The sequence below is a fragment of the Ruegeria sp. BC3 genome (assembly GCF_056539265.1).
Genome location: NZ_JBQFUP010000001.1, coordinates 857,631 through 881,473 on the forward strand (window position 1 = coordinate 857,631; position 23,843 = coordinate 881,473).

Consider the following 23,843-nt stretch of genomic DNA (forward strand, 5'->3'; position numbering starts at 1 on the left):
ATCACAACGCTCGCACCCTCGGCCGCCGATACACCCCAGCAGGGCCCACAACCAGCTCATGCAGCGCCCAGACCAGCGCGTCGACCCGGTCGGGCGAGCCCTGTCCTTCGAACCCCCGCGCGGTCATCTGACACATCTGCTCCTCCAGCGCGTCCAGCCCGGCCACATGCGCCACCCGCCCCTGTTCGTACAGGGCCGCCACAGGCTCCGCCCGCGCGACCTTGCCGCGTGAGGCCCGCACGGCGCGGAACGGGACCAGAGGGTCCACCTGCCGCACCACCTCTTCCACCAGTTGCCCGCCTTGATTGACCTCGGCCACCAGCCGCTCGGCCCCGAACTCGTCCATCGCGTCAATCGCCGCCTGCGCCCAGCCCGCCGGACCGACGCCCTGCACCGTGCGGTCGGCCAGCACAAACGCCCGCCACTCCTCGGGCGGCCCCTGTAGCTGAGCGCCCACGACCACGATCCCGCAGGCATCGGCGTCCGACCCAGCTGTCACCGCTGGGTCCAGCGCCACGACGATGCGATCCAACGCGGTTACCTGCGCACAGCGCGTTGCATCCAGCATCGAGCCCGTCCAGAGCGCGCCTTCAGCATCCGACAGCAGCACCCCGTCCAACTCCTGCCGCCCCAGCCGCGTGCCTGCGTAACGCGCGCGCACCTCCTGCAAGAAGGAGTCCGCCAGATTGGCCCGGTTCGCCTCAGTCGGCGCATGGGTCTGCACGGTGGACGGAGACGCCAGCAAATCCTTCAAAACCTTCACATTCCGCGGCGTCGTGGTCACACAGACCCGAGGGCGATCCCCCAGCCGCAACGAAAACTGCAGCATGTCCCAGGTCTCACCCGCCTTCTTCCACTTGGCCAACTCATCCACCCAGGCTGCATCGAACTGCGGACCGCGCAGCCCCTCGGGATCATGCGCCGAAAACGCCTGCGCCTCGGCCCCATTGGGCCAGATAAGCTTGCGTTCCGATGCCTTCCATTGCGGCCGCCGATCCGGCGGCGAGCATTGCAAAATCCCGCTATCCCCAAAAATCATCACGTCGCGCACCTGATCGAACGTCTCGCCAACCAGCGCCACCCGGCTGGCCAAACCTCTATCCAAAGGTTTCGCCCCCTCGACCATTGACCGCACCCACTCGGCCCCAGCCCGCGTTTTACCAGCGCCGCGCCCGCCCATGATCACCCAGGATCGCCAGTCGCCCTCAGGCGGCAACTGATGCGGCAATGCCCAGAACTCAAACAGGAAAGGGAGGGCACACAGCCCCCCCTCCCCGATCTCACTCAGAAATCGGTCCCGAACCGCAGCAGGCGCGGAGGCGAGCCAGCCTGCACCCGACTTCAAATCGAGCGCGCTCGAGGTCGAGCGCATACCCCCCTTGGGCAATTCCGGCTTGTCTGTGATGTTGTTCGACAAAGCTTGTCTCCACTTTCTGACAACTTCGGATCAGCCCCTCTAACTGCCCGAGTTGTTTGGCTGAACCAGCCAGGTCTGCATCCTCCCCGGTTCCGATTTGCCTGCGCAGTTCTTCCGCTGCCTGGCGCAAACCGCGAATGGATGTCTCAAGCGACTGCAATAGTTCTGCCGTCTGGGACATCCGCTCTTCCGGGGTAATCAAAGTCATGTTTGCCTGTGACCTCATGCGTGAGTTTTCTCCGCACGAGAGAAACGAAAAACGGCCACCGGGTCGCCCCGGGGCCGTTTGCCCACTTCTTCTAGCATGACACAACTTATACGCGAGAAAGACCGTAATGTCAAAGCTTTGCGCAACACTCACGCAACAGGCACCGTACGCGCTGCGTTAAATTCGTCTGAATTTGCGGACGTCTGGCAATTCAATTGCCGGGTTTTTCGAATACCCACCAGACATCGAGCAGCCAAAAGGAGAGCGCCAAACCTCTGCAACTAGTCGGCAAACAGCCGCCGCGCACCACCAAGCCCTGATTCCGGCGCCCAAAGACGTGGGAAGGCAATGGCAGTCATGCACGGCGTTCCGAAACTCCAATGAACACTTGACAATTCTCTTGGCAAACCGCATGTGGCCCCCAACACAGCGCTAAAGCGTGAACATCGACGGTCGCCATCGACCCCACAGCGCCCCTACCATTCTCCAGTTCCCCATCACGCAGGGTTCTTGATGCGAAGGCCGGATGCCGCAGGAACCGCCTGCCCGTCCCGAGGTCTCGCAGCAACCCGGCCGGTCACGCGATGCGTGGCCCAACAAAAGATGTCTGCAGGGCCAAAGCCTTGTGGATTACAAAGGATAGTTACTTGTTCGACTTTGACATGCTGGGCCTCGCCCCGGCCCTGAATGACGCGTTGAAACGCGCCAATTTCTCTCAACCGACACCGATTCAGAACCAGGCCATTCCGTTGGCGCTGAACGGCCATGATATTCTTGGGCTGGCGCAGACCGGCACAGGTAAGACGCTGGCCTTTGGCCTGCCGCTGATCGACCACTTGCTGGCGCAGCCCGGCAAACCGGCCCCTAAAACCGCAAAGGCATTGATCCTTGCGCCAACCCGCGAACTGGTCAACCAGATCGCGGAAAGCCTGCGCAACCTGACCCAAAAGACCAAGCTGCGCGTTGCCACAGTGGTTGGCGGGCAATCCATCGGCAAGCAAATCTCGTTCCTGTCGCGCGGGACTGACATTCTGGTTGCCACCCCAGGTCGCTTGATCGACCTGATGGAGCGTGAAGCCGTTGACCTCAGCCAGGTACGCCATCTGGTTCTGGATGAGGCCGACCAGATGCTGGACATGGGCTTTATTCACGCGCTGCGCAAAATCGCTCCCAAGCTGGGCACCCCGCGCCAAACCATGCTGTTCTCGGCAACCATGCCCAAGCAGATGGAAGAGATCAGCCAGGCCTATCTGACAAACCCGCACCGCGTGCAGGTCTCGCCTCCGGGCAAAGCGGCAGACAAGATCGCGCAATCCGTACACTTTCTCAGCCGCGCCGAGAAACCTGCCAAGCTGCGTGAGGTCCTGTCCGCGGACATGGGCGCACTGACCCTGGTCTTTGCGCGCACCAAACATGGTGCGGAACGCCTGATGAAAGATCTTGTCAAAGACGGCTTCAATGCGGCCTCAATCCACGGCAACAAAAGTCAGGGCCAGCGTGACCGCGCCATCAAGGCGTTTCGCGCCGGTGAGATCAACGTGCTGGTCGCCACTGATGTCGCCGCGCGCGGCATCGACATTCCCGACGTGGCCTATGTGATCAACTATGACCTGCCCGAAGTGCCGGACAACTATGTTCACCGCATCGGACGTACCGCGCGCGCCGGGCGTGAGGGCGAAGGCATCGCGTTCTGCGCCCCCGATGAATTGGATCAGTTCATCCAGATTCAAAAACTGATGAAGATCGAAATTCCAGTGGCAAGCGGAACCATGCCCGCTGAGGCCGAACCCAAGAAGCCCCGCAAACGCGGTGGTTTCCGCGGGCGCGGGATCAAGCGAAAAGCCGCGAACGGAGCATCAAAGCCCGGCGCATCCAAACGCCGCAGGCCGCGCCGTCGTCCCGCAGCGTAAGCCATAGAAAAAGGGCCGCGTTTTTCCGACGCGGCCCTTTTTTCTTAGTTGCTCGAGCTGTTTCTTTCCGCCTCAATTTCACGCCACTTGGCGACGTTGCGGTTATGCTCCTGCAGAGTTTCCGCGAATGCGTGACCCCCGGTACCGTCTGCAACAAAGAAGATAAAGTTGGTCTCTTCCGGTGCGACGGCAGCCTCAAGGCTGGCCAGTCCAGGGTTTGCAATCGGAGTCGGCGGCAAACCGTCGATCACGTAGGTATTCCATGGCGTTGCCCGACGTAGTTCACTCCGGCGCAGACCACGACCAAGCGTGCCCTGACCCTTTGTGACGCCATAAATCACCGTTGGGTCTGTCTGCAGCTTCATGCCTTGCTCAAGGCGATTAACAAAGACGCTGGCGACCTGACCACGCTCATTTGGTACGCCGGTTTCCTTTTCGATAATCGACGCAAGGATCAGCATCTCTTCTGGGTTGCTGATGGGCAGGTCATCCTGACGGCTTTCCCAAACGGCATTGATGCGCAGTTGCTGCTTATCCTGCATCTCTTGCAAGACAGCAGTCCGGTCATCACCGGGGGTAAGCTCATAGCTGTCGGGCGCTAGCATACCTTCAGCGGGAATCTCCGCGATCTCGCCAGTCAACGCATCGATTGCTTGCAGGCCCTGCGCGACTTGCCACGACGTAACGCCTTCGGCCACCGATACGCGATAGCGAGTGTCGGCCTCCTCACGCTTTTGGGTGTATTCCGCAGGGGTTTCTTCGTCGGTTACGTCAAAGGATGCAATTTCCACGAAATCCAGCGTTGCCGGATCCAGTTCGCGGACACGCGTCTGAATACGGGTGACACCAATGCGATACTCGATCTCAGACCCGCAGGTGCTTGCGCCGCTGCTGGTAATTTCGTCGATGATCTGCTCCATCGACGCGCCTTCGCGCACCAGAAAGCTGCCCGCCTTAAGCTGCTGGGACTTATCTGTATAGTCCGCCGCCATACGGAAGATGGTCGCGTTCGTGATCGCGCCCTGATCGGCCAGCTCATTGCTGACGCGGGTCATGTTCGACCCGCTTCTAACTTGCAGGCAAATGGCGGTTTCCAGCGGACCCTCGGCCTTATACTGCGACTGCCCCCACACGATCAGCCCGCCCATCAGGAACAGACCAACGATCAACAGGGTCAGCGCGTTCGAAGCAAGAGCCCGCCACATTTAGCTGACCTTTCCAAAGATCACGCTGGCATTGGTGCCGCCAAAGCCGAACGAGTTCGACAGCGCCACGTTGATCTCACGCTCGCGCTTTTCGTTCGGAGCCAGATCAATCGGCGTTTCAACGGCCGGGTTGTCCAAGTTGATCGTCGGTGGAGCGACCTGATCACGGATCGCAAGGATCGAGAAGATTGCCTCGATCGCGCCAGCAGCCCCCAGCAGGTGACCGGTGGCCGATTTGGTCGAGGTCATCGTTGCGTTGCCCGCATGGTCACCCAGCAAACGCTCCACGGCACCCAGTTCTATGGTATCCGCCATGGTCGACGTGCCATGCGCGTTGATGTAATCCAAATCTTTTGGCTCCAGACCGGCGCTGCGCAACGCGGCTTTCATCGAACGCTCGGCGCCATCGCCATCCTCGGACGGCGCAGTGATATGGTAGGCGTCGCCCGACATACCGTAGCCCAGCACTTCCGCATAGATTTTTGCGCCGCGCGCTTTGGCGTGCTCGTACTCTTCAAGAACAACGATGCCTGCGCCCTCACCCATGACGAATCCGTCACGGTCTACATCATACGGACGGCTCGCTTTCTTCGGATCGTCTGCATACTTGGTCGACAGCGCCTTACAAGCGTTGAATCCCGCGATACCGATCTCGCAAATGCAGCCCTCGCCGCCACCTGCAACCATGACGTCCGCGTCACCTGCGCGAATGATGCGGCTCGCGTCGCCAATGGCGTGCGCGCCGGTGGAGCAAGCAGTCACCACCGAGTGGTTCGGTCCCTTAAACCCATGACGGATCGAAACCTGACCGGAAGCCAGGTTGATCAGCGCACCGGGAATAAAGAACGGTGACACGCGGCGCGGCCCCTTGTCGCGGATCAGGTTCGCCGTTTCGGCAATGGAACCCAGTCCGCCAATACCGGAACCGATCAACACGCCCGTACGCAGGCGATCCTCTTCATCCTCAGGCAGCCAGTTGGCGTCCTGACAGGCCATATCGGCCGCAGCGATAGAATACAGGATAAAGTCTTCGATCTTGCGCTGCTCTTTCGGCGGCATCCAATCGTCGGGGTTGAATGTTCCGTCGGTGCCATCACCGCGCGGAACTTCGCAGGCATAGGTCGTGGTGACGCCGCTTGCTTCGGCATCAAACTGCGTGATCGGGCCCGCACCGGATTCTCCATCCAGCAGCCGTGACCAAGATTCCTCGACCCCGCTGGCCAAAGGAGTGACCAATCCCAGACCGGTTACAACGACTCTGCGCATGAAATGCCTCTTGCCTGCTTCCTATTTGAGAACCGCTCATACCCCGGCCCGGGGTCCGGGGGCAAGAGCAACAGCACATTCCGCACCGGCACCATTCTGCCGGGTGAGCGAACCACGTGCTTTATACGGAAAGAAAATGCCCCGCCCGCCTTCTTTGTTTGAAAGCGGCGGGGCAAGGGGTTGCCTAGTCGAATTACTGGAATTCGGCCACCGGCTCATGAGCCTGCGCTGCAACTTCAAGCGCGTCGGCCAAATCAATCGTTTTGCGGAACAATGCGCGTCCGACCAACGCGCCCGAGATGTTATGCACATAGGCCAGCCGTGAAATATCATCCGAGGTTCGAACGACTCCGCTGGCGATCACTGGCGTCCGCGACAGCTCTGCAATGCCTGAGATCAGACCCAGTTGAGCATCAACGTCTTCAATATCGCTGTCGATGTCGGTCACCAGAATGGCAGCAAATGGCGTGCCTTCAAACGCTTTGATGAAGGCGTCGGGCGTGAACGCGCTCTGGCTGCGCCAGCCTTCGGTCATGACCTGCCCTTGCCAAACATCCACGGCAAGCACGATCTGATCGGGATACAGCTTGGCCAATTCCTTGACCAGGTTCGGATCCCAAGCTGCCAGCGTGCCGATCACGATGCGTCCCGCGCCCTTGTCGATCCAGTATTCGACCTGTTCCCGCGTCCGCATACCACCAGCCAGTTGCACCGACATCTCGGACGTGCGGATGATATCCTCGACCAACTCGGCGTTGGTATCACGGCCTTCGATCGCGTCGAAATCCGTCAAGTGCATCCAGGTGGCCCCGGCCGTAGACCAGCTGCGCGCCGTTTCCGTCGGATTCACATGCCAGATCATCGCGTCCTCCAGACGGCCCTTGTCCAGTGTGACACACCGGCCGTTCTGCAATTCCATCGTGGGGTAAATCCTCATGAGCTTTCTCCTCCGCTCAATCGCTCTGCAAACCAGAGTACCATACACGCGCAAGATCGGCCCGTTTTGACCGGGATCGGCAAACCACGCTCAGTTTGCGGCATTCTTGAAGTCTCAGATTGCTAGTGGCGCGGCGGAGGCCCGTTGCGGCGCAGCAGCGTGACTTCGCTGCCGTTGAACTCGCATTCACGCATCGGCATGTAGCCCAGCTTGTCGGCCAGCTTTTGCGAAGCAGAGTTGGCGGAGTTCACCATCGCGACCAATGGCCCCGGCATGATCCGGTCAAACCAGTCATGCGCGGCCTGCGCAGCCTCATACCCTAACCCTTGCCCCTGTGCCTCTGGGACCAGAATCCAACCGGCTTCGGGGAATGTGTCAAAGTCCTCGCCAATCGAACGATTGCCGTAAAAAAAACCGGCCTGACCAATCATCTGCCGATTCGATTGCTGGACTACAGCCCATTGACCGAACCCAGCCATCTGCCAGTGCCCCGCGTTGCGAAGAAATGAATCCCATGCTTCCCCGCGCGAACGTGGCTTGCCGCCGATATGCCGCACGATACATGGGTTCCGCCAGATCTCGGCGAACCTGTTAAAATCCTCTGGCCGCATGGCGCACAGCGTCAAACGTGCCGTATTTATCATCGGGGTGGATCGTATCATGCCCTGCCCGCTCTGAATTATGTGCCTCGGGCAAGAGCGTGCGAACGAAACCGGCACCTTGCAAGCCTGAATTCGTTGCAGACACAAAAAACGGCGCCTCCGTTGCCCGGAAGCGCCGCTTTTTAAGGATTTTGAAGCTATTAGGAAGCTTCCGAGATGAATTTGACGGCGTCGCCAAATGTCTGGATGGTCTCGGCTGCGTCATCAGGGATCTCGATGCCGAACTCTTCTTCGAAGGCCATAACCAGCTCAACAGTGTCTAGGCTGTCTGCGCCCAGATCGTCGATGAAGGACGCGTTTTCGGTCACTTTGTCTTCTTCAACACCCAGGTGCTCAACAACGATCTTTTTAACGCGATCTGCGACGTCGCTCATGTCTATTCCTCATTCCGTTTTCAGGGCCTAGTGCCCGGTTCTGCCCTTGCCCGCTCAGGCTGGCTTTGATTTGCCCGGTGCGGGCGGTTGGGTCCCGGCTGACCGGGAAAGTAGAAGGCCGACCGTTTGGTCGACCTCAGCATTTATGCGCCGCCTATAGCATAGACAACGCGCAAGGCAAACGCTTTCGCATCTGCCTTGGTCCGCGCTCACAACATGGCCATACCGCCGTTAACATGCAAGGTGGTTCCGGTAACATATCCTGCTTCGGGGCTGGCAAGATACAGAACTGCCGCAGCAATTTCCGATGCATCGCCCATACGCCCGGCGGGAACCTGCCCAAGAATGCCAGCTTTCTGATCGTCCGTCAGCTTGTCGGTCATGGCCGTGGTGATGAAACCCGGCGCAACCGCGTTGGCTGTAATGCCACGGCTCGCAACCTCGTAAGCCAGCGATTTGGTCATGCCGACCATACCCGCCTTGGATGCGGCATAGTTTGCCTGACCGGGGTTACCGGTGGCACCGACCACGGACGAGATGTTGATGATCCGACCCCAGCGAGCCTTCATCATGCCCCGCAGCACGCCTTTGCACAGCTTAGCGGTCGAGGTCATGTTCACATCGATCACGCTCTGCCATTCCTCATCCGACATCCGCATGAACAGGTTGTCGCGGGTAATCCCAGCATTGTTGACCAGAATATCAACGGACCCCATCGCCTCGGCTGCCTGCTTGGGCAGCGCCGAAACGGCCTCGCCATCGCTCAGGTTACACGGCAGAACATGGGCGCGTTCACCCAACTCAGCGGCCAGTGCTTCAAGCGGTTCGACCCGTGTACCGGACAGCGCAACGGTTGCCCCTGCCCCGTGCAGCACGCGCGCGATCTCGCCACCAATCCCGCCGGATGCACCGGTGATAAGCGCATTCTTCCCTGTCAAATCAAACATTCGATCTTCCTTTTGCAGCGCAACTTCCGTCGCACGTTGTTCTTACGATTCGTTCTGAACCACATTCTGCACGTCGTCCGGCGTGCCAACAGCCTTACCCGCAATCGCGCGGTCGATCTTACGGATCATGCCCGACAGCGCCTTGCCCGCGCCAATCTCCCACGTCTCAGTGACGCCCTGCGCGGCCATGTACTGAACGCTCTCGCGCCAGCGCACGGACCCGGTTACCTGCTCGACCAGCAATTGCCGGATCAGGTCCGGATCGCTCACGGCCTCGGCGCGCACATTGGCGACCAGCGGAACCGCCGGGGCCTTGATTTCAACCGCGGCCAGAGCCTCGGCCATCACATCCGCCGCAGGCTGCATCAGCGCACAATGGAACGGAGCACTAACGGGCAGCATCACAGCGCGCTTCGCGCCTTTTTCCTTTGCGATCTCAGCGGCACGTTCCACAGCAGCCTTCGCGCCCGAAACAACGACCTGAGTAGGATCGTTGTCGTTCGCAGCCTGACAGACCTCGCCCTGTGCGGCTTCGTCTGCAACGGCGCGAACGGCTTCAAGGTCCAGCCCCAGGATAGCAGCCATCGCGCCTTCGCCCACGGGAACCGCGCTTTGCATGGCCTGTCCACGGGTCCGCAACAGGCGCGCCGTATCCGCGACCGACAGCGCACCGGCGGCTGCCAGCGCCGAGTATTCGCCCAGCGAATGCCCCGCCACAAAAGCCGCGTCTGTGATCGAAACGCCTTCGGCCTCCAACGCGCGCATAGCGGCCATCGAGGTCGCCATCAACGCGGGCTGCGCATTTTGTGTCAGCGTCAATTCGGCAATATCGCCTTCCCAAATCAGGTTGCTCAGCTTTTCGCCCAGCGCATCGTCAACCTCATCGAAAATGGCCTGTGCGGCCGGGTAAGCCTCGGCCAGTGCTTTGCCCATGCCGATGGTTTGGGCGCCCTGCCCCGGGAAAACGAACGCGCGTGTCATTGCAACCTCTTGGATGACGTTAGGTTGCGACGGGGTGTAAACCGAGTGAACGAGCGGCACAAGCTCTGCATCCGAACACGCATCCTGTGCGTCAGAAGCTATTGTGTCCGCCCCCCCTATAATTAGGGTGGCAGCAGCAAACAGACCGGAGCCTGAAACCAATGTCCCTTGCAAATTCAGCCCAAAGCTACGGAGGTATTTCAAAAACCTTCCACTGGCTGACGGCCCTGCTTATTCTGACGGCCCTTCCGATCGGCTGGTTCGCGACCCGGCTGGCCCATGCCATCGAGGACCCGGCCATCCCAACGACGCCCGAGGATCTGCAGCAGGCGGCCCAACTTTTTTCATTGCATAAAACAATCGGCGTCACGGTGTTCTTTGTTGCGCTTGCCCGCATTCTGTGGGCGTTCAGTCAGCCCAAGCCCGGCCTGCTGAACGCCGAAAACAAGCCCGAGGCATTCGCGGCCGAAACCGTACATTGGCTGCTGTATGGCTCGCTTGTGCTGGTTCCCCTGACCGGCTGGATCCACCATGCGGCGACGGAAGGGTTCGCACCGATCCTCTGGCCGTTCGGGCAAAACTTGCCTTTCGTGCCCAAATCCCCTGCGCTGGCCGAAGCGACGGGTGGTTTGCACTTTGTTCTGATGCTGGTTCTGGTCGGAGCTTTGGTTCTGCACATCGCCGGTGCACTCAAGCATCACGTAGTCGACAAGGACAGCACACTGCGCCGCATGCTTCCTGGCCGGGTTGATCTGCCAGAGCCGCCCCAACAGTGGCACTCACCAGTTCCCGCCGTTGCGGCTGTTGTGATCTGGACTGCAGCGCTTGGCATCGGATGGTTTGACGGGGCCTATTCGGCACACCCGGCTGACGATCACGCCTCGGCCGAGCTGGATGCCGTCCAATCCGACTGGCAAGTTGAGGACGGCACGTTGGGTATCACCATCACCCAATTGGGCAGCCCTGTGTCTGGCGGGTTTTCGGACTGGACCGCTGCGATCACCTTTGACGAACCTGCTGAACCGGGCCCTGCCGGGTCTGTCGATGTGACCGTGGCGATCGGCTCTTTGACCATAGGCACTGTGACGCAACAAGCGCTGGGGGCGGACTTCTTTGACAGCGCACAGTTTCCGACCGCGAAGTTCACCGCCGATCTTTTCAAAACCGATCTGGTTTACGAAGCGCGCGGCATTTTGACCATCCGGGACAAGTCGATGGACGTCGTCCTGCCGTTCGAGTTGGACATGCAGGACGGCACAGCCAAAATGCAAGGTGCGCTCGATTTGAATCGCTTGGACTTCGATATTGGCACGTCGCAACCGACCGAAGACTCTCTGGCCTTTGGAGTCACAGTGAATGTTGAGCTGACGGCCAGCCAATCGCAGGAATAAGTGAGCAACCAAATAGAGAACCGCCGGGACCTCTCGATCCCGGCGGTTCTTTTTTGTCACGTCAGGTCGACTTAGTCGGCCTTCTGAGCCTCAACCGAGATACGAACCTCGACCTCATCGCCCACGAAGGGTGCGAACTGACCCAGATCGAAATCGCTGCGGACCAGTGTGGTGGTCGCGTCAAAACCCGCCCATGGCTTGTTTGCCATCGGGTGATCACCGACTTGGTTCAGCTTCGCGTCCAGAACGACCGATTTGGTGACGCCGTTCATGGTCAGATCGCCGGTGATGTTCGCGGTGTTGTCGCCGGTGACTTCGATACCAGTCGAAGTAAAGGTGATCAGGTCGCCCTCTTTGACGCCAAAGAAGTCTTCGGTCATGAAGTGATCTTCGCGCGGCTTCCAGCCGGTGATCATTTCAACAACCGGCATCGACACGGTCACGCTGGAGGCAGCAGGATCTTCCTGATCGAACATGATCTCGCCCTCAAAGCCCGAGAACATGCCGTAGGTGGTCGAAAACCCAAGATGGTTGTAGCTAAAGATGACCTGGCTGTGGCTGGGGTCCAGAACGTATTTCTCGGCGCTGGCAAGTGCCGAGGTCGCCGATACGGCCAGTGCAGCAGCAAGAAGGGTGGATTTCATGACAATCTCCAAAGTTATTGTGGATGCAAACCAATCGGCATGCTCGGTAACGAAAATGTGCCGCCCTGAGGCAGCACACAAGCCATATTCGCTCACACTTTCTGTTCTCAGGTGAACAGAATAGAATTTAGGCGAAGATTGTTACACTTCCACTCAATTGGCCCTTGAGCGCTCGGCCAACATCCGCCGATTGCAGCGGCAGTTTCATCAGCAAGCTACCGTCCACGTCAAAGAGCTCCACCTGATCGTCCGTAAACCGCGCACCGCCCAAGGTGTCATAGCTGCGGCGCAGAACCGTCTGCGGGCGGCCGTTTTCGTTCTTCTGCAGCACGCGAACCTCGCGGCGGATCGGATCGAAATACGCATCAGGGCGCTGATCCAGAACCTGAACGGTCAGCAGGCTGACCCCGATCAGCAGGAACATCAAAGACGCTGCCAGTTTGATCGGCCAAACTTCAGTCGCCATGACAGCGCCGGGCATCAGCCACATGGAAAACGCCATCACGATCAGGAACGCTCCGACAAAGCGCGCCAGAATGGTTCTGGCCTGCCAATTCGGTGCGAATGCCACAAGAACTGGAACCGATTGGTCGTAAGTCGCATTCTTTGCAGACTTGTCGAAGGTATTCGTGTTCGTCGCCGTCATATCACTGTACCTTGTTTAAGGTTGCCGCCTTTGTTTGGTCGTTCCGGCTAGTTCCCGGTATGCAAAACAACTTTGAGCCGAAAAGCGTCAGGAATTGGGCAGCGCAATGTTAATTGGATGTTAATAGCGCGACTTCACCGAGGCATATACGCAGGGCTTGCCCCCCCTGCCGGATGGTGTATATGAGGCCATCCTTCGCAAGAGTTATGAATCGCGCAGCCTCTCGTGGCCGGGTCGCGGAGGGTTGAATGACCCTGCCTTTGAAATGCGCCTTGATAGAAACAGGAGTGCACATGCCACTGTATGAGCATGTAATGATCGCGCGTCAGGACCTGTCCAACGCGCAGGCAGAAAGCCTCGTCGAACATTTCGGCACCGTTCTGGCGGACAACGGCGGCAACGTTGTTGAAAGCGAGTACTGGGGCGTCAAGACGATGGCCTACAAGATCAACAAGAACCGCAAAGGCCACTATGCCTTCCTGAAGACCGACGCCCCTGCTGGCGCCGTTCAGGAAATGGAACGCCTGATGCGCCTGCATGACGACGTTATGCGCGTTCTGACCATCAAGGTCGACGAGCATGCCGAGGGCCCCTCGGTCCAGATGCAGAAGCGCGATGAGCGCGAAGGCCGCCGCGAGCGCCGCTGATCTAAGCCTGACGAAAGGACATTTACCATGGCCGCAAAACCATTTTTCCGCCGCCGCAAGGTTTGCCCGTTCTCGGGCGACAACGCGCCGAAGATCGACTACAAAGACACCCGTCTGCTGCAGCGCTACATCTCTGAGCGCGGCAAGATCGTTCCTTCGCGCATCACCGCCGTTTCGGCAAAAAAGCAGCGTGAACTGGCCCGTGCTATCAAGCGCGCCCGCTTCCTCGCCCTGCTGCCCTACGCTGTGAAGTAAGGAGAGACTGATATGCAAGTTATCCTGCTGGAACGCGTTGCGAAACTGGGTCAGATGGGCGACGTCGTTGACGTCAAGCCCGGCTACGCCCGCAACTTCCTGCTGCCCCAAGGCAAAGCCCTGAGCGCATCGGACGCCAACATCGCGTCGTTCGAAGCCCAGAAAGCACAGCTTGAGGCGCGCAACCTGGAAACCAAGAAAGAAGCTGAAGCACTGGCTGAAAAGCTGGACGGTCAGCAGTTCATCGTGATCCGCTCGGCATCGGATGCCGGCGCTCTGTACGGTTCGGTCACCCCGCGTGACGCCGCAGACGCTGCTACTGAGGCTGGTTTCACCGTCGACAAGAAACAGATCGCCCTGATCGCTCCGATCAAGGAACTGGGTCTGCACTCGCTGGCAGTCAAACTGCACCCCGAGGTCGAAGTTGAAATCAAGATGAACGTTGCCCGTTCGGAAGAAGAAGCCGAACTGCAGGCTTCGGGCAAGTCGATCCAGGAACTGGCCGCTGAAGAAGAAGCAGCCGCAGAATTCGAAATCGCCGAGCTGTTCGACGATATCGGTTCCGCCGCTTCTGAAGATGACGACCTGGTCGCCGAAGAAGCTCCGGCTGAAGAAGACGAAGCCAAAGCCTGATTTGGTTATCTTGGAATATTCTAAGGGCCGCGCCGAAGGGTGCGGCCCTTTTTTTGTTTTGCGACAGGAATGACCTGTCCAGGGCCTGTCGCAGAAATCCTGTCAATAATGTGCTATCTTAGGCGAACGCGGCCCCTGCCGCCCGACGCCGCATTATTTTAAGTCTGATTACTTTAGAAATTTTCTTGATCGCGCACCTGGGCGCACCGCGATCCGACAGGAGACTCCATCATGGCATCTTTGTGCGACTACATCGTCGTGAATGACGGTACGTTTTCCCTGGAACCCGGCGAAAGCGAAACATTCAGCGACCCGATCCCCTCGAACCTGATTATCGGAACCAACCGCGCCAAACCGATCCTCGCCTATAAAGCCTGGGCCACGCCGTCTGGTGGGACATTCCAGATCGAGATCAACGACACCTTGATCGAAAGCCCCTGGATGTCAGGCGGCGACACCCGCGGGTTATGGGAGGCCTTCCCAGGTACTGTTCTGAACCCGGGTATCAACAACACCTTTCAGTTCCGCGCCACCGAAAACAAAATCTGGCTCGCAGACATCGTTCTATGGTTTCAGGTCGAAGTGTGACTGCCCACGGTTTATAAATGCGGCGTCAATTCGGGACGAATATGACTCACTACCCGGCGTAATTCAGCGCGTACGCAACTGGTCAGCTTGCGGTTGCACATGGCTGGTTTATCATATTGCGACCCCCATCGGAGACTACAAATGCCCCAATACACGCGTCGCACCTTGCTCGTTACACTTTTGGCCCTGCCCACGCTGGCCGCTTGTGGCGGCGAGCCCAGCACCCGGGAAGCGACATTCGACCCGCCACTTTATCCCAATGAGACGCCAGAACTACGCGCGTCGATCAACAAATGGGCGGATCACTATGAACTGCCCAGAGAGTTGGTGCACAAGCTGGCCATTCGCGAAAGCACGCACCGGCCCTGGGCGGTGAATCGCCCTTATTACGGCTTGCTCCAGATCCTGCCTGCCACGGCGCGCTCGATGGGGTACACCGGAACACCGAAGGGGTTGCTGGACGCAGACACCAATCTGGAATTTGCAGGAAAGTACCTGCGAGGCGCTTGGCTCTTGTCAGATGGCGACCAGAATCGCGCCATTTTCCTCTACGCTAAAGGCTACTACCCCGAGGCAAAAGCACGCGGAATGTTGGTTGAAACAGGCTTAAGGTCGGAATAACGCAGACTTGAAATCCCAACACAAATATGAACACAATATTAACGTGTATCTTATTTGTTTGCTCGGGTACTATGTTGCCGGAACCACGCAATATGCCTAAGCGTTTTGAACAAATACCTTGCGTCGGCCACCAAAGTTGACGCAACGTACACACTGAAATGGACAGATTTGGCATTTCTTTGGGGAAAGAGATGCCTTCCGCAAGGGTTGGACAGGTGAAACTAATAGACTTGGCCGCGATCGACCACGAAGAGAAGTCGGCAGCCGACATCATTAATGCTGTCTGCGAAGAGCTTGGCTTTGATTACGCGTCCTATGCCACCTTTAACCCTGTCAAAGGTGATGTTCAGGGTTATGCGAACTATCCCGATGAATGGAAAATTCACTATGGAAGTCAAGGCTTTCACCATTTCGACCCTACTCTGTACCAATCCGCGCTAAGTATCGCGCCAGTGGACTGGGGTAGGTTTGATCATGACGAAAAGTTCCATTCGGTTTTTCGGGATGCCCATGACTTTGGCATTACATCCCGCGGTCTGACCGTCCCGGTACGCGGGCCCTACGGGGAATGCGGCCTGCTGAATGTGACCCGCAATTGCTCGGATTCCGAGTGGGAGAAGTTGAAAAAACATGTCATGGGGGACCTGCAGATGGCTGCAGTTACGGCGCATGATACTGTGATGCAGTCTGGCCTATTGGCCAAGGCACTGTATCTTCCAACCCTGTCGACGCGCGAAAAAGAGATTCTACAATGGGTCGCCGACGGAAAATCTCAGCAAGATATTGGTGACATCCTGTCAATCTCGCACCGAACTGTTGAGGTTCACATGCGTTCAGGGCGCGAAAAACTGGGTGCTTTGACAACACCTCAGGCCATTGGTCGCGCGATTGGTCTTGGTCTAATTGCCCCTGGATAATCAAAAAAGATAAAAAATACGGGAAACCCCCAATAGTTTCAGTTCAAAACTTGGTTAACCTAATCCTTACGGTAACCAGACTGTAGGGGGATGGAAATGATCATCGTAATTGATGGTATTAACCAACATAAGTTCAAAGACGTCTTGGATGAGATGCACAAACTGCGCGCGCGTGTGTTTGGGGATCGGCTTGGCTGGGACGTGAATATCGTTGACGGGCGCGAGCGTGACCATTTTGACGATCTTCATCCTGCACACGTAGTCAGCATCAACGACGAGGGGAACGTCGTTGGGTGCATGAGACTACTGCAGACAACCGGGCCACATATGCTATCGGACGTATTCCATTCGATTCTGGATGGCGAGGCGCCAATCCGCAGTGCCCAAGTCTGGGAAGCGACCCGTTTTTGCGTCGACACAAAGAAACTCGGTCGTGGTCGAGGCGTGAACTCAGTTTCCTATGTCACCAGCGAAGTCATGATCGGATCCTTCGAATATGCGAAGACGGCCGGCGTGTTGGACTCGATCGCCGTGATCGATCCGGTGATGAACCGCGTTTTGCAACGTTCGGGCAACGCTCCGTATGATTACCTTGGCACCGCAAAGCCCATGGGCAAGGTGGTGGCAATGGCCGCTCTTATGGACTGCTCAGAGGAACGTATTTCCGGAATTCGCGACTATGCGGGCATCGAACACGATGTCTTTCTGACCGAAGATCAGGCCCTAGAGCTGTTCGAGCGGTCGAAGGCCAATGCAAGCGCCGCAAACTACGATCACCAGCCCTTGAGCCAGCTGGAGAAGTACTTTGTAGAACAAATGAATGCGGCGACTTCGAAAGATGAAGTTGCATCAGTCCTGAAGCTGATCGAAGCGCTTTCTGACCGGTTCACACCAGAGCAAAAGAATGCTCTGCTCAGTTCCCCCCGTGCTTTTGCTCATGAGGCCTGACCCCCTCACCTCATAAGTTAAAGCCACAAAAGCGGAGCCGTCTTATTTCAGACGGCTCCGTATTTTTTTGCCCATCACGCGATGGGCAGACGAGGATTACTCCTCGTCCAGTGCCTCAACGGCTTTCTGCAGGTCGTCTTTGCTGACTTCTTTGTCGGCAACCTGCGCCAGTTCGACGATGTAGTCGATGACCTTGTCTTCGAAGATCGGTGCGCGCAGCTGCTGCTGCATCTGAGCGTTCTGTTGCACGAACTCAAAGAACTGACGCTCTTGACCCGGGTACTGACGCGCCTGGTTCATGATCGCCTGAGTCATCTCGGCATCGGTGACCTCAACCTCGGCTTTCTGACCCAGTTCAGCCAGCAGCAGGCCCAGACGGACGCGGCGCTCAGCCAATTTGTTGTGCTCGTCGGTCGGCTCGATCTCGGCGTGGTCGTGGCCTTCGACTTCCGGGTTTTCTTCGTGCCACAGCTGGTGTGCGATTTGCTTGGCTTCGGCCTCAACCAGCGACGGCGGCAGGTCGAAGGAGACTTTCTCATCCAGCGCGTCCAGCAGACCGCGCTTCATGACTGCGCGCGAAGCACCGGCGTATTCCGCTTCCAGACGCTCGGCGATCTGACCCTTCAGGGCTTCCAGATCTTCTGCGCCAAACTTCGTGGCCAGCTCGTCATTGACCTCGGCTGCGACCGGCTCTTTCACTTCTTTCACGGTGCAGGTGAAGACTGCGTCTTTACCGGCCAGGTGCTCGGCGCCGTACTCTTCAGGGAACTTCACCTCGACGTCTTTTACTTCTTCGGCTTTCACGCCAACCAGCTGCTCTTCGAAGCCGGGGATGAAGCTGTTCGAGCCCAGAACCAGCGGATAGTCTTCGGCCGAGCCACCTTCGAACTCTTCGCCGTCCACTTTACCAACGAAGTCGATCACAACCTGATCGCCATCCTTGGCTTTGGAGCCCTTGCGGCGCGCTTTGAAGTCCTGAGCGGTTTCGGCCAGGTTGTTCAGCGCTTCTTCGATGGCCGCGTCATCTGCTTTGACAACCAGCTTTTCCAGCTCGACCGATTTCAGGTCAACTTCCGGGATCGCAGGCAGAGCCTCATAGGACATCTCGACGTGTACGTCGTCGCCTTCTTTCCAGTCTTCGTTAGTCATTTTGACCTGCGGCTGCAGCGCAGGACGGTCACCGCTGTCTTCAAAGTGCTTGTTCATGGCGCCGTCGATGCTTTCCTGCATCGCTTCGCCCAACAGGCGCTGGCCGAACTGCTTTTTCAGCAGAGCCATAGGCACTTTGCCTTTGCGGAAACCTTTCATCTCGATTTCCGGCTGCGCTTCGACCAGTTTCTCGTTAACTTTGTCGTCCAGCTCAGCTGCGGATACGACGATGTTGTAGCCGCGTTTCAGACCTTCGTTCAGCGTCTCGGTAACCTGCATTATGGTAGTCCCCATAGGATTCGGGGCGCGCAAAACGGCGCGCCGGGCAAATTTGACGCCTTCTATTTGCCCAGCCGCCCACGTGCAAGGGGCAATGGCCGGATCAGCCTTGTTTTGCCGCCGATTTGAACAAAAAAACGCCCCGACCAAGGCCGGGGCGTCCAGTCTCGTGGGAAATGTTGTCAGAACTTCCAGAGCGCACCCAGCACCCAGGCTTCGTTCTTGTCGAAATCGACCGTGTCGTCGAAATCGTGGTTACGGTATTTTAGGTAAGCATCCGTGTTGATCGCATCGATGCGCTGAACAACGGCAATGCCCCAGGATTTGGTGCTGGAGCCCTGATTTTCGAAATCGGAACCGTCAAAATAGTCGATACCTATGCCGGTTTTCCCCCACGACACCCAGTCACCTTCATAGGCCAGCTTGGTGTACCAATAATCCGGATCACTGGCACCGGCTGAGGTATTGTCCCGCGACCCCAAAGCCGCGGTAAAGCTGAAACCACTCGGCAACAGGACCGAAGCGGACCCGATCGTATCCCTCTGTTCGCCTGAACCGTCGTCAAAATCCCTGACGGCATAGGCCAGACTGGCCGCGAACTCGATGCCATTTGCGAAAGTGTTCCCGTAATTTAAGGCGATGTCGTAGTAGTCATCATCGTCGCTGCTGGACAGGATGTTCTGACCATAGGCGATCGCGGCCGAGAAGCCGTTGAAATCCGGCGTATCGTACCGGATCCGACCCCGGCGGCCACCGTCAAAGTTACTGGACGAGTCGCCCACGGTAATATCACTCAGAACGCCGTCTGCACCGCGATAGAAGAAGGCACCGTTTTCGTCGTTCGTGAAGGAATAGAGCGCCGTCCCGACGTAGGACAGATCAGTTTCCGCAGCCCCATCCGAGGCCATACTGCCCTGACCAGCCGAGAACTTGCCGTACCCGCCCTTGAGCGAGAAATCGACATGACGGATATCCGACCGTGTCCAACCATTGGTGTTGGTTCCGTTCTGGTTTGCTGTGGCAGTACTTGGAAGCCCCAGGCCCGTCTCGAACCGGAACATGAACTCATTACTGCCATAGGGTTGCATGACGCGCAGGCCCACGCGGCTGTTGGATAGGTCGTTGTCCAGCAAACGGGTCTCGGTTTGCTGCCCATCGTCGACCGAGACGATCACCGGGTCGAACTGACCATATAGCTCGACTGAACCACCGCTGTTGTTTTGGTATTTTAAATCAGCAAAGGCGGGGATCGCAGTGGTCGCTGACAAAACCGCAGCCACCGGGAAAACTTTCAATTTCACTGTCATTTTCTTCACCATCAACGTTACGGTTGTGGATACCGCCAAAAAGAGAAGTCAATGTGACAGCCCACGACCCAAAGAACCGAATAACTCGCACTCAGGACTTCTGCCTCACGGCTCAAATTGGCAGAACGTAATTTCCAATTTTATCAATAAATTGACCCCCAGGGCTCTGATTGGCCGGAGATTCTTTTTTCAAGTCTGCCACTCTGTGGAATGCGTTTCAAAAAGAATGACATGCATTTATGTGGATATGTATGGCTAATTCTTGCCGAACGCTCAAAAAAGCGGCCAAATTCCGCCCATGCGTTACTTGGCCAGATTTCGGAAGACTTCGGGCAATTGTTCGGGCAAATCCTCGGCAATCAATCCCGGCCCGAACAGACGCGCGCATTCCACGTGCAACCACGCCGCTGTTTCTGCTGCTTCCATTGGGCCGAAGCCCCGTGCCAGCAGCCCTGTGATGAACCCGGCCAGCACATCACCCGACCCCGCCGTCGCAAGCCACGGAGCGGAACGCTCGTAGTGGGCCGAATTGATCGCGCAGCGCCCATCCGGTGCCGCAATTACCGTATCCGACCCTTTGAACAGAACCACGCACCCTGCCCGCTTGGCGGCCTCGCGTGTCGCGTCGACCTTGGAATAGGCCGGGCCGTTGGTTGGTACAGCAGCCAACTGTTCAGCAACATCCGGGAACAGCCGCGCAAACTCACCCCCATGCGGTGTCAAAACACAATTCTCATGCAGTTGATCAAACAGATCGGCAGGATCATCCGCAAAAGCCGTCAGCGCATCCGCGTCCAGAAGGGTTAAGCGCCCAGCCCCAAGGGCCACAGGCACGAGACTGCGCGCCCGCGCAAGACCCATTCCCGGACCAAGACACAGAGCATTCAGGCGCTCATCTTCAAGGATTTCTGACAGCGCATCCGCATTTTCAGTTCGCTGCAGCATGATCGTCGTGACTTGCGTCGCGACTTCCAGCAGGGCCGCCGGAGGAACACCAAGCGTCACCAGCCCAGCCCCGATACGCAATGCGCCCCGGGCAGCCAAACGTGCTGCTCCGGTCTTTCCCGAACCACCCGACAGTATCAATGAGTGCCCGTAAGAGTATTTGTGGTCCTTTGTTGTCTTGGCCCATGGAAAAAACTCTCTGGAAACAAGCCGAGCCACGTCACTGGACATATTGGATTGAAGCCCGATTGGCTTGGTTCGAACTCGGCCGCAATTTACGGGGCCGTCGCTGATCATGTGGCCGACCTTTTTGTCATGGAACGTAACAGTGAGGTCAGCTGCGATAGTATTCCCAAGAACTCGGCCACTATCGGCGCATAATCCACTTGGGATATCGATTGCGACAACGCGTGCGCCGTGGCTCCGCATCAGGTGCCTTGCGTCTTCAGACGCCAATAGCGTGAAAACCCCCTGAAAAGGACGCGTCAGACCGGTTCCGAACAATCCATCAACAAGAAGATCAAATTCCGGCGGAAATTTTAGGTAGTCATCGACAAAAGGAGGTGGATTGAGCTTATGAACTGCGACCTTGTTTTGTGCGTTCCATCTCTCATAGTTCGCTCGCGCGTCTGGGGGTAGCTTGTCGGGATCGCCATACAGAAATACCTCGACCTCCCAGCCCCACTCTTTCAGCAACCGCGCAACGACGAACCCGTCGCCGCCATTGTTACCCGGGCCGCACAGAACCACCGCGCGACCAGAGGTTTTTGCCAGTTCCGGCCATTCTTCGAAAATTGCCTCAACAACGCCGCGGCCAGCCCGTTCCATCAGCTCCAGACCGGTGACCTCACCGGACTTGATCGCGGCCTGTTCGATGGCCCGCATCTGCGCTGCAGTCAGCAATTCCGTCATTTTATTTCCCTCAGCGATTCAATTTCGCTTACTTTTTGCGCAACTCGATCAAAATTTGACCTACCGCCTGTTTTCTAAGCGCCCGACCATGGCCAATTTCGCAATCACATTGCCGACCGAATTTAGACGTGGTCAGTGCCAAACTGACAAGAGTTAAAGGGAGCCCGGGATGAAGAAGATCGAAGCGATCATCAAGCCGTTCAAACTCGATGAAGTGAAAGAAGCGCTGCAGGACGTCGGCGTCCAGGGTCTCAGCGTGATCGAAGTCAAAGGCTTTGGCCGTCAGAAAGGTCACACCGAACTCTATCGCGGCGCGGAATACGTCGTAGATTTCCTGCCCAAGGTGAAGGTCGAGGTCGTCCTGGATGACGATCAGGTCGATGCGGCCATCGACGCCATCGTTGCGGCAGCCAAAACCGACAAGATCGGCGACGGCAAGATCTTTGTCTCGCCTGTCGAACAAGCCATTCGCATCCGGACCGGTGAGACCGGCCCGGATGCGCTGTAATCGAACAATCTCAAACCAGAGGACTAGAAAAACATGAGCAAGGACGCAGTTCTTCAGCTGATCCGGGATGAGGACGCCGAGTACGTCGACATCCGCTTTACCGACCCGCGCGGCAAGCTTCAGCACGTGACCATCATGGCCGATCAGGTTGATGAAGACTTCCTGGAAGAAGGCTTTATGTTCGACGGTTCGTCCATCGCGGGCTGGAAGTCGATCGAAGCGTCGGACATGAAACTGATGCCCGACACCGACAGCGCCTATATCGATCCGTTCTACGCGGAAAAGACCATCTGCATTCACTGCTCGGTTGTTGAGCCCGACACCGGCGAAGCCTATGAGCGTGACCCGCGCGGCACCGCTCAGAAGGCCGAAGCTTACCTGAAAGCATCAGGTATCGGTGACGTTGCCTACATGGGCCCCGAAGCTGAATTCTTCCTGTTCGACGATGTCCGTTTTTCGAACAGCATCAACAAGGTATCCTACGAAGTTGATGCAACCGACGCGTCGTGGAACACCGACACCGAGTACGAGATGGGCAACATGGGCCACCGTCCGGGCGTCAAGGGCGGTTACTTCCCGGTCAACCCGATCGACGAAGCACAAGACCTGCGTTCGGAAATGCTGTCCACCATGAAGCGTCTGGGCATGAAGGTCGACAAGCACCACCACGAGGTTGCCTCCTGTCAGCACGAGCTGGGTCTGATCTTTGACAGCCTGACCAAGCAGGCGGACGAGCTGCAGAAGTACAAGTACGTCATCCACAACGTGGCACACGCCTACGGCAAATCGGCCACCTTCATGCCGAAGCCGATCGCAGGTGACAACGGCACCGGTATGCACGTGAACATGTCGATCTGGAAAGACGGCAAGCCTCTGTTCGCTGGCGACAAATACGCCGACCTGTCGGACGAAGCGCTGTACTTCATCGGCGGTGTTCTGAAGCACGCCAAGACCCTGAACGCCTTCACCAACCCGTCGACCAACAGCTACAAGCGTCTGATCCCGGGCTTTGAAGCACCTGTTCTGCGCGCCTATTCGGCCCGTAACCGTTCGGGTTGTGTCCGTATTCCGTGGACCGAAAGCCCGAAAGCCAAGCGCGTCGAGGCTCGCTTCCCCGACCCAGCCGCAAACCCCTACCTGGCGTTTGCCGCTCTGCTGATGGCTGGTCTGGACGGCATCAAGAACAAGATCGATCCGGGCGAAGCCATGGACAAAAACCTGTACGATCTGCCTGCCGAAGAACTGGCCGACATCCCGACCGTTTGCGGCAGCTTGCGTGAAGCTCTGGAAGCTCTGGCATCCGATCACGACTTCCTGCTGCAGGGCGACGTGTTCACCAAAGACCAGATCGACGGCTACATCGCACTGAAGATGGAAGAGGTCGAAACCTACGAGCACACGCCGCACCCTGTTGAGTACGGCATGTACTACAGCTGCTAAACAAGAATTTCCGAAGGATATTCTTGAAGGGGCGCCCAGTGGGCGCCCCTTTTCGCTTCCCCGCCCCGCCGCCGCTTGACTGGCGCGCAATAACGTCAGAGCCTTC

At 57.8% G+C, this 23,843-nt stretch carries 24 protein-coding genes; 11 read left to right on the forward strand and 13 right to left on the reverse strand.

Translation table 11 applies throughout. The features are described from left to right. Window position 1: 1 nt before the first annotated feature. Window positions 2-1,372, reverse strand: coding sequence for a DNA-packaging protein (locus tag ACR0MV_RS04245; protein ID WP_170428290.1), 1,371 nt, complete (start codon window positions 1,370-1,372; stop codon window positions 2-4). Between the two features lie 900 nt (window positions 1,373-2,272). On the opposite strand from ACR0MV_RS04245, the gene ACR0MV_RS04250 reads away from it, so the two are divergent. Beyond that, the gene (locus ACR0MV_RS04250; protein WP_480701078.1) at window positions 2,273-3,535 is read left to right on the forward strand and encodes a DEAD/DEAH box helicase; all 1,263 of its coding nucleotides are present in this window, start codon (window positions 2,273-2,275) and stop codon (window positions 3,533-3,535) included. Window positions 3,536-3,579: 44 nt separating this feature from the next. Here ACR0MV_RS04250 and mltG read toward each other — a convergent pair whose 3' ends face one another. The 7 genes from mltG to fabD form a co-directional block, all read right to left on the reverse strand. Continuing rightward, window positions 3,580-4,740, reverse strand: a complete 1,161-nt coding sequence (mltG, locus tag ACR0MV_RS04255; RefSeq protein WP_480701079.1) for an endolytic transglycosylase MltG — start codon at window positions 4,738-4,740, stop codon at window positions 3,580-3,582. Next, window positions 4,741-6,006 carry a beta-ketoacyl-ACP synthase II gene (fabF, locus tag ACR0MV_RS04260; protein WP_170428051.1) on the reverse strand — a complete coding sequence of 422 codons (1,266 nt, stop codon included), beginning with the start codon at window positions 6,004-6,006 and terminating at the stop codon, window positions 4,741-4,743. A 193-nt stretch (window positions 6,007-6,199) separates the two neighbouring features. Continuing rightward, the gene (locus ACR0MV_RS04265) at window positions 6,200-6,943 is read right to left on the reverse strand and encodes a 1-(5-phosphoribosyl)-5-[(5-phosphoribosylamino)methylideneamino]imidazole-4-carboxamide isomerase (protein ID WP_480701080.1); all 744 of its coding nucleotides are present in this window, start codon (window positions 6,941-6,943) and stop codon (window positions 6,200-6,202) included. A 122-nt stretch (window positions 6,944-7,065) separates the two neighbouring features. After that, window positions 7,066-7,605, reverse strand: a complete 540-nt coding sequence (locus ACR0MV_RS04270) for a GNAT family N-acetyltransferase (RefSeq protein ID WP_170428057.1) — start codon at window positions 7,603-7,605, stop codon at window positions 7,066-7,068. 140 nt (window positions 7,606-7,745) lie between these two features. Further along, on the reverse strand, window positions 7,746-7,979 hold the full coding sequence (locus ACR0MV_RS04275) for an acyl carrier protein (protein WP_005982462.1): 234 nt from the start codon (window positions 7,977-7,979) through the stop codon (window positions 7,746-7,748). 209 nt (window positions 7,980-8,188) lie between these two features. Next, a complete protein-coding gene (gene fabG, locus ACR0MV_RS04280) occupies window positions 8,189-8,926 on the reverse strand; it encodes a 3-oxoacyl-[acyl-carrier-protein] reductase (RefSeq protein ID WP_170428060.1) in 738 nt (245 codons plus the stop codon). Between the two features lie 42 nt (window positions 8,927-8,968). Further along, window positions 8,969-9,907, reverse strand: a complete 939-nt coding sequence (fabD, locus tag ACR0MV_RS04285; protein WP_480701081.1) for an ACP S-malonyltransferase — start codon at window positions 9,905-9,907, stop codon at window positions 8,969-8,971. Between the two features lie 161 nt (window positions 9,908-10,068). Here fabD and ACR0MV_RS04290 point away from each other — a divergent pair, with 161 nt between their 5' ends. Beyond that, complete coding sequence (locus ACR0MV_RS04290) at window positions 10,069-11,298, forward strand: cytochrome b/b6 domain-containing protein (RefSeq protein WP_480701082.1); 1,230 nt, start codon at window positions 10,069-10,071, stop codon at window positions 11,296-11,298. A 71-nt stretch (window positions 11,299-11,369) separates the two neighbouring features. Here ACR0MV_RS04290 and ACR0MV_RS04295 read toward each other — a convergent pair whose 3' ends face one another. Then, entirely contained in the window at window positions 11,370-11,942 is a 573-nt protein-coding gene (locus tag ACR0MV_RS04295) for a YceI family protein (RefSeq protein WP_480701083.1), read from the reverse strand. A gap of 127 nt (window positions 11,943-12,069) precedes the next feature. After that, window positions 12,070-12,588 carry a hypothetical protein gene (locus ACR0MV_RS04300; RefSeq protein ID WP_170428073.1) on the reverse strand — a complete coding sequence of 173 codons (519 nt, stop codon included), beginning with the start codon at window positions 12,586-12,588 and terminating at the stop codon, window positions 12,070-12,072. Window positions 12,589-12,881: 293 nt separating this feature from the next. Here ACR0MV_RS04300 and rpsF point away from each other — a divergent pair, with 293 nt between their 5' ends. The 7 genes from rpsF (at window position 12,882) to ACR0MV_RS04335 (ending at window position 17,197) form a co-directional block, all read left to right on the forward strand. Next, a complete protein-coding gene (rpsF, locus tag ACR0MV_RS04305) occupies window positions 12,882-13,235 on the forward strand; it encodes a 30S ribosomal protein S6 (protein WP_155151103.1) in 354 nt (117 codons plus the stop codon). A gap of 27 nt (window positions 13,236-13,262) precedes the next feature. Beyond that, complete coding sequence (rpsR, locus tag ACR0MV_RS04310) at window positions 13,263-13,490, forward strand: 30S ribosomal protein S18 (protein WP_005982441.1); 228 nt, start codon at window positions 13,263-13,265, stop codon at window positions 13,488-13,490. Between the two features lie 12 nt (window positions 13,491-13,502). After that, window positions 13,503-14,123 carry a 50S ribosomal protein L9 gene (gene rplI / locus ACR0MV_RS04315; RefSeq protein WP_170428076.1) on the forward strand — a complete coding sequence of 207 codons (621 nt, stop codon included), beginning with the start codon at window positions 13,503-13,505 and terminating at the stop codon, window positions 14,121-14,123. 231 nt (window positions 14,124-14,354) lie between these two features. Further along, entirely contained in the window at window positions 14,355-14,711 is a 357-nt protein-coding gene (locus ACR0MV_RS04320; RefSeq protein WP_170428079.1) for a hypothetical protein, read from the forward strand. Between the two features lie 141 nt (window positions 14,712-14,852). Further along, a complete protein-coding gene (locus tag ACR0MV_RS04325; RefSeq protein ID WP_170428082.1) occupies window positions 14,853-15,332 on the forward strand; it encodes a transglycosylase SLT domain-containing protein in 480 nt (159 codons plus the stop codon). Window positions 15,333-15,547: 215 nt separating this feature from the next. Further along, window positions 15,548-16,249 (forward strand): helix-turn-helix transcriptional regulator, encoded by a 702-nt coding sequence (locus ACR0MV_RS04330; protein ID WP_170428085.1) that lies wholly within the window; start codon window positions 15,548-15,550, stop codon window positions 16,247-16,249. 96 nt (window positions 16,250-16,345) lie between these two features. After that, window positions 16,346-17,197 (forward strand): acyl-homoserine-lactone synthase, encoded by an 852-nt coding sequence (locus ACR0MV_RS04335; RefSeq protein WP_170428087.1) that lies wholly within the window; start codon window positions 16,346-16,348, stop codon window positions 17,195-17,197. A 96-nt stretch (window positions 17,198-17,293) separates the two neighbouring features. On the opposite strand, the gene tig is transcribed toward ACR0MV_RS04335, so the two are convergent. The 3 genes from tig to ACR0MV_RS04350 all read right to left on the reverse strand — a co-directional run bounded on the left by tig (window position 17,294) and on the right by ACR0MV_RS04350 (window position 21,789). After that, window positions 17,294-18,625 carry a trigger factor gene (tig, locus tag ACR0MV_RS04340; protein ID WP_170428090.1) on the reverse strand — a complete coding sequence of 444 codons (1,332 nt, stop codon included), beginning with the start codon at window positions 18,623-18,625 and terminating at the stop codon, window positions 17,294-17,296. A gap of 182 nt (window positions 18,626-18,807) precedes the next feature. After that, the gene (locus ACR0MV_RS04345; protein WP_480701084.1) at window positions 18,808-19,932 is read right to left on the reverse strand and encodes a porin; all 1,125 of its coding nucleotides are present in this window, start codon (window positions 19,930-19,932) and stop codon (window positions 18,808-18,810) included. A gap of 303 nt (window positions 19,933-20,235) precedes the next feature. Continuing rightward, window positions 20,236-21,789: an NAD(P)H-hydrate dehydratase gene (locus ACR0MV_RS04350; protein ID WP_480701085.1), complete on the reverse strand. Its 1,554-nt coding sequence runs from the start codon at window positions 21,787-21,789 to the stop codon at window positions 20,236-20,238. A gap of 169 nt (window positions 21,790-21,958) precedes the next feature. Here ACR0MV_RS04350 and ACR0MV_RS04355 point away from each other — a divergent pair, with 169 nt between their 5' ends. Both ACR0MV_RS04355 and glnA read left to right on the forward strand, forming a co-directional pair. Next, window positions 21,959-22,297 (forward strand): P-II family nitrogen regulator, encoded by a 339-nt coding sequence (locus tag ACR0MV_RS04355; RefSeq protein WP_170428099.1) that lies wholly within the window; start codon window positions 21,959-21,961, stop codon window positions 22,295-22,297. Between the two features lie 33 nt (window positions 22,298-22,330). Then, the gene (gene glnA / locus ACR0MV_RS04360; protein ID WP_170428102.1) at window positions 22,331-23,737 is read left to right on the forward strand and encodes a type I glutamate--ammonia ligase; all 1,407 of its coding nucleotides are present in this window, start codon (window positions 22,331-22,333) and stop codon (window positions 23,735-23,737) included. The last annotated feature ends 106 nt before the right edge of the window (window positions 23,738-23,843 follow it).

Excerpts from the sequence above, each read along its gene's own strand:
- ACR0MV_RS04245 (WP_170428290.1), bottom strand. The coding sequence starts at position 1,372 with ATGCGCTCGACCTCGAGCGCGCTCGATTTGAAGTCGGGTGCAGGCTGG.
- mltG (WP_480701079.1), bottom strand. The coding sequence starts at position 4,740 with ATGTGGCGGGCTCTTGCTTCGAACGCGCTGACCCTGTTGATCGTTGGT.
- fabF (WP_170428051.1), bottom strand. The coding sequence starts at position 6,006 with ATGCGCAGAGTCGTTGTAACCGGTCTGGGATTGGTCACTCCTTTGGCC.
- ACR0MV_RS04265 (WP_480701080.1), bottom strand. The coding sequence starts at position 6,943 with ATGAGGATTTACCCCACGATGGAATTGCAGAACGGCCGGTGTGTCACA.
- ACR0MV_RS04270 (WP_170428057.1), bottom strand. The coding sequence starts at position 7,605 with ATGATACGATCCACCCCGATGATAAATACGGCACGTTTGACGCTGTGC.
- ACR0MV_RS04275 (WP_005982462.1), bottom strand. The coding sequence starts at position 7,979 with ATGAGCGACGTCGCAGATCGCGTTAAAAAGATCGTTGTTGAGCACCTG.
- fabG (WP_170428060.1), bottom strand. The coding sequence starts at position 8,926 with ATGTTTGATTTGACAGGGAAGAATGCGCTTATCACCGGTGCATCCGGC.
- fabD (WP_480701081.1), bottom strand. The coding sequence starts at position 9,907 with ATGACACGCGCGTTCGTTTTCCCGGGGCAGGGCGCCCAAACCATCGGC.
- ACR0MV_RS04290 (WP_480701082.1), top strand. The coding sequence starts at position 10,069 with ATGTCCCTTGCAAATTCAGCCCAAAGCTACGGAGGTATTTCAAAAACC.
- ACR0MV_RS04295 (WP_480701083.1), bottom strand. The coding sequence starts at position 11,942 with ATGAAATCCACCCTTCTTGCTGCTGCACTGGCCGTATCGGCGACCTCG.
- ACR0MV_RS04300 (WP_170428073.1), bottom strand. The coding sequence starts at position 12,588 with ATGACGGCGACGAACACGAATACCTTCGACAAGTCTGCAAAGAATGCG.
- rpsF (WP_155151103.1), top strand. The coding sequence starts at position 12,882 with ATGCCACTGTATGAGCATGTAATGATCGCGCGTCAGGACCTGTCCAAC.
- rpsR (WP_005982441.1), top strand. The coding sequence starts at position 13,263 with ATGGCCGCAAAACCATTTTTCCGCCGCCGCAAGGTTTGCCCGTTCTCG.
- rplI (WP_170428076.1), top strand. The coding sequence starts at position 13,503 with ATGCAAGTTATCCTGCTGGAACGCGTTGCGAAACTGGGTCAGATGGGC.
- ACR0MV_RS04320 (WP_170428079.1), top strand. The coding sequence starts at position 14,355 with ATGGCATCTTTGTGCGACTACATCGTCGTGAATGACGGTACGTTTTCC.
- ACR0MV_RS04325 (WP_170428082.1), top strand. The coding sequence starts at position 14,853 with ATGCCCCAATACACGCGTCGCACCTTGCTCGTTACACTTTTGGCCCTG.
- ACR0MV_RS04335 (WP_170428087.1), top strand. The coding sequence starts at position 16,346 with ATGATCATCGTAATTGATGGTATTAACCAACATAAGTTCAAAGACGTC.
- tig (WP_170428090.1), bottom strand. The coding sequence starts at position 18,625 with ATGCAGGTTACCGAGACGCTGAACGAAGGTCTGAAACGCGGCTACAAC.
- ACR0MV_RS04345 (WP_480701084.1), bottom strand. The coding sequence starts at position 19,932 with ATGACAGTGAAATTGAAAGTTTTCCCGGTGGCTGCGGTTTTGTCAGCG.
- ACR0MV_RS04350 (WP_480701085.1), bottom strand. The coding sequence starts at position 21,789 with ATGACGGAATTGCTGACTGCAGCGCAGATGCGGGCCATCGAACAGGCC.
- ACR0MV_RS04355 (WP_170428099.1), top strand. The coding sequence starts at position 21,959 with ATGAAGAAGATCGAAGCGATCATCAAGCCGTTCAAACTCGATGAAGTG.
- glnA (WP_170428102.1), top strand. The coding sequence starts at position 22,331 with ATGAGCAAGGACGCAGTTCTTCAGCTGATCCGGGATGAGGACGCCGAG.